The organism is Anaerolineae bacterium (assembly GCA_014360855.1).
Classification (GTDB): domain Bacteria; phylum Chloroflexota; class Anaerolineae; order JACIWP01; family JACIWP01; genus JACIWP01.
On sequence record JACIWP010000260.1, the window covers coordinates 1 to 4,137 of the forward strand.

Consider the following 4,137-nt stretch of genomic DNA (forward strand, 5'->3'; position numbering starts at 1 on the left):
CTGTCTGGGAGCGCTTTCTGGAAGCGGGACGCGGGGCACTGCTCCTGGCGCGGGCCGAGGGTCAACTGCTGGCCGGCCTGTTCCTCTTCCTTTTCGGCCAACGCGCCTGGTACATGTACGGCGCCTCGTCGGGCCGTATGCGCCACCTGATGCCCAATTACCTGCTCCAGTGGGAGGCCATGCGCGAGGCACGCCGGCGCGGCTGTACCGCATATGACCTGTGGGGCGCGCCGGATGAGCTGAACGAGGAAGACCCCATGTGGGGCGTGTACCGCTTCAAGGCCGGCTTCGGTGGGGTCCTGGTGCGCCATATCGGCGCCTATGATTTCCCCGTCTCGCGGGCGCTGTACTCCCTCTACACCGTCCTGATTCCCCGCTATTTGGCACTGCTCCGCCGCCGGCACGGCACGGCCCCGGCCGGCCCACCGGCGATGGCCTAGGGCATATTCCTCTTTATGATAGCAGGGGTTGTGTCCCTGCTTCGCCGGCCCCTTTATGGTATAATATCACCGAACACATACAAGGGGAGGAAGATGGCCCGGGCACGCGCTTCGGATGCGCCCATTTGGATGCTGTCCGTCCCGGTACAGCATGTTTCGAACATCCTGCGCTGGATAAGCCTGGCACTGGCCATCGGCCTTTCGTTCGTGGACCAATCGCAGGAGGGCCGGCTGGTCGGGACACTGCCGCTGGCCGCCGGCGTGGCCCTTTACTTTCTGGCGCGCACCCTCGTCCCCCTGCTGTCCCGACTCCCGGACCGGCCTCTGCTGGCCACGGCCCTGGACGCCCTGGTTGCCACTGTTGCGGTATATCTCAACGGCGGCTATCACAGCGCCTTCTTTATCCTGTACCTCTTTGTGCTCATCACCGTGGCCTTTTACTTCAACGTGGTGACCAGCATCGTGCTGGCGAATATCTCCGGCTTCCTATACGTCCTGGCATGTGTCCTCAGCCCCGCAGGCCTGAGCGCCCCCTGGGCGGTCTATCTGGTCAGCACCAAGCTGGTGCTCCTCTTGGTGGTGGCCCTGGTGACCTCCCTTTTGCTGGAGCAACTGCGGCATGAGCATATGCAGACGGCGCGCGAGCGGGCGCTGGCCGAGGCGCAGGCGACCTTTGTCTCCATGGTGTCGCACGAACTGCGCACGCCGCTGACCTGTATCAAAAGCTCGGTGGAGATGCTCCAAGCGTTAGAGGAAGGGGGAGCGCCGGCGGAGGAGCGGGGCATGCTCCTGCAGACCATCGCCGACCACACCGCCCGCCTGGAGGGGTTGGTGAATGACTTGCTCAACGTGACCAAGCTTGAGGCCGGCCAGATGTCGCTCACCCTGCAACCGACGGACCTGGCGGAGCTACTGCGGCGCATAGCCCTGGCGTATCGCTCCATGCTGGCGCAGAAAGAACAGGCGCTGTATCTGGAGCTGGACGAGGAACTGACGCGCGTCTGGGTGGACCGCAAGGGTATCGAGCAGATCGTGGGCAATATCCTCTCGAACGCCCATAAATTCTCGCCGGCCCACACATCCATCACCCTGCGCCTGTACCGCCGCAACGACCAGGCCTGCATCTCCGTGCAGGACCAGGGGCCCGGCATCCCAGAGGACGAACAGGAGCGCATCTTCGACAAGTTTTACGTTGGGCGGCAGCAGCGCGCCGGCGTGGGCCTGGGGCTGTACATTGCCCGCCGGCTGGCCGAACTGCACGGCGGCCGCATCACCGTGGAGAGCAAGCCCGGCGCCGGCAGTACCTTCACCCTCTGGCTGCCCATTCATCGTCCGGAGGAAAACGAATCATGAGACTGCTGGTGGTGGACGAGGAACCAGGGGTGGTGACCGTGGTGCGCACGGCTTTCCGCATGCAGGAGCCAAGCTGGGAAGTGCTGTCCGCTTCCAGCGGAGAAGAGGCTCTGCGCATGCTGGAGAAGGTCCAGCCCGACCTTATCCTGCTGGATGTGGAAATGCCGGGCATGAACGGCTTTGAGGTGCTGAAGGAGATTCGCAGGTTCTCGGATGTACCGGTCATCATGCTGACGGTGCGAGATGATGAGATCAGCAAGGTAATGGGCCTGGAGCTGGGGGCGGATGATTACATCACCAAGCCGTTCGGCTATCTGGAGCTGGTGGCACGGGTGCGGGCGGTACTGCGCCGCGCCGAAGGGCTTCCGCTCCAGCACGAGGGAAAGTTTGTCTGCGACGATGTGGAGGTGGACTTCACCACGCGCACGGTGCGCGTCGCCGGCAAGCCCGTCCCCCTGACCAACACAGAGTACCGCCTCCTGTATCATCTGGTGCGCAACGCCGGCCGGCCCCTCAGCCACGAGACACTGCTGGCCCGCGTCTGGGGGCATGAGTACACGGATGAGTTCAATTACCTGAAGGTCTATATCAACCGCCTGCGCTCTAAAATCGAGCCAGACCCCCGCAATCCCCGCTATATCCTGACCGAGTACGGATTCGGCTACTCCTTCCGCGCGCCAGGCGGAAAACCCGCCGGCACGCCCCAAAATTAACTACTTTTTAACCGCTTTTATCCTGCCTGTTGACCGCGCCGCGCTACCCTATTAATAGGGTGAGGAGATTTTCCACAGCACAGGAGCACTGCTGACGTGACGGGCCTGACACTGCGGGCTGTGCTGATGCTGATCGGGCTGATGATGGCGGCCGCCGGCGCGGTGGCGCTGGCATCCTGGTTGATGCCGCGCGGCGGACTGCCGACCCTGCCGTGGGTGACGGGGCAGACGTTCCTGCTGTTCGCCGGCTTGGGCATTGCCCTGCTCAGCCTGGGGATGGTCCTGTGGGGCCGCTGGCGCCGCCCCAGGCCCTGATACGTCGGTACCGAGGGGGTAGCCATGCAGAAAGTCGCGGTGGTCACGGATTCTGCGTCCAACCTGCCGGCGGAACTGGTCCAGCGCCATCACATCTTCATCGTGCCAGTCCTGCTGTACCTCGACGGCCGCGAGTTTCGCGACGGCGTGGACATCACCGCCGGCGAAATATACCGCTATATGACCGCCTCTACCAATAATCACCTGCCGAAGACAGCTTCGCCTTCGGTGGGGGAGTTCATCCGCGTCTATCATATCGCGGCACAGAACGCCGAGGAAATCGTATCCATCCATCTTTCGGCGAACCTGAGCGCCATATATCAGGTGGCCCACCTGGCCAAGGAGCAGGTTCCTGTCAAGGTGCATGTGGTGGATACGCACACCGCGGCCATGGGCTGTGGGTTCGCGGTGCTGGAGGCGGCGCGGCTGGCAGAACAGGGCGCCGATGCGGAGGCGGTCATCCGGCGCGCCCAGGAGATCGCCGGCAAGGTGCGGGTCATCGCCATGCTGCCGCGCCTGGATTACCTGCAGAAAGGCGGCCATGTGCCGGCGGTGGCGGCGCTGGCCGGCTCGGCACTGAAAATCTGCCCTATCCTGACCGTGGCCCATGACCAGGCGCGCGTGGTCGAACTGCCCCGCACGCAGGAACGCGCCGTGCGCCGCATACTGGAAATGCTCGAGCGCGATGCAAAGGACCGGCCGGTGCATGTGGCGGTGATGCACGCCGGCGTCCCCGACCAGGCCGAAGAACTGCGCCGCGAGGTGGCGGAGCGCGTACAGTGCGTCGAGCTGTTTACCACCGAATTCACGCCTGTGATGGGCACGCATACCGGCCCGGGTGTGCTAGGCCTGGCCTATTACGTGGAAGATGGGGATAAACCGCGCGGATAGGGGGTGGGCGCGATGCGCAGGGTAGCGATAGTGACCGACTCTTCGTCCAATCTGCCGGCGGATATCGTCGAACGCTACTCCATTATCGTGGTGCCATTGATCCTGCAGGTGGAGGGCCGGACCTATCGGGACGGGGTGGACCTGACGGCCGATGAGGTGTACGCGTACATGCGCGCCCACACCGACGGCGCCCTGCCCACCACTGCCTCCCCTTCCCCGGACGCCTTTCTGCAGGCCTATGCCGCCGCCGGCCGGCTGGCGCCGGAGGTCGTCTCCATCCATGTTTCATCCCGTCTGAGCGGCACGTATCAGACGGCGGTGCTCGCCAGCCGGCTGATAGATGTGCCGGTGCATGTGGTGGACTCCCGCCGGGCGGCCATGGCCTGCGGCTTTATGGTCATGGCGGCGGCGCGCGCCGCGGCGGA

The 4,137-nt window shown here is 64.3% G+C and carries 6 protein-coding genes; all 6 read left to right on the plus strand.

Features of this window, described 5'->3' with window-relative positions; translation table 11 throughout:
- Nucleotides 1–440, plus strand: a 440-nt coding sequence (locus H5T60_12215; protein MBC7243197.1) for a peptidoglycan bridge formation glycyltransferase FemA/FemB family protein, incomplete at its 5' end; no start/stop codon positions are given.
- A 93-nt stretch (nucleotides 441–533) separates the two neighbouring features.
- Nucleotides 534–1,793 (plus strand): HAMP domain-containing histidine kinase, encoded by a 1,260-nt coding sequence (locus tag H5T60_12220; protein MBC7243198.1) that lies wholly within the window; start codon nucleotides 534–536, stop codon nucleotides 1,791–1,793.
- Nucleotides 1,790–2,506 (plus strand): response regulator transcription factor, encoded by a 717-nt coding sequence (locus H5T60_12225; protein ID MBC7243199.1) that lies wholly within the window; start codon nucleotides 1,790–1,792, stop codon nucleotides 2,504–2,506. Before H5T60_12220 ends, H5T60_12225 begins: the two co-directional genes overlap by 4 nt.
- Before the next feature lie 96 nt (nucleotides 2,507–2,602).
- The gene (locus tag H5T60_12230) at nucleotides 2,603–2,821 is read left to right on the plus strand and encodes a hypothetical protein (GenBank protein ID MBC7243200.1); all 219 of its coding nucleotides are present in this window, start codon (nucleotides 2,603–2,605) and stop codon (nucleotides 2,819–2,821) included.
- Between the two features lie 24 nt (nucleotides 2,822–2,845).
- On the plus strand, nucleotides 2,846–3,712 hold the full coding sequence (locus tag H5T60_12235) for a DegV family protein (protein MBC7243201.1): 867 nt from the start codon (nucleotides 2,846–2,848) through the stop codon (nucleotides 3,710–3,712).
- A gap of 12 nt (nucleotides 3,713–3,724) precedes the next feature.
- A partial coding sequence (locus tag H5T60_12240; protein ID MBC7243202.1) for a DegV family EDD domain-containing protein occupies nucleotides 3,725–4,137 on the plus strand: 413 nt, incomplete at its 3' end.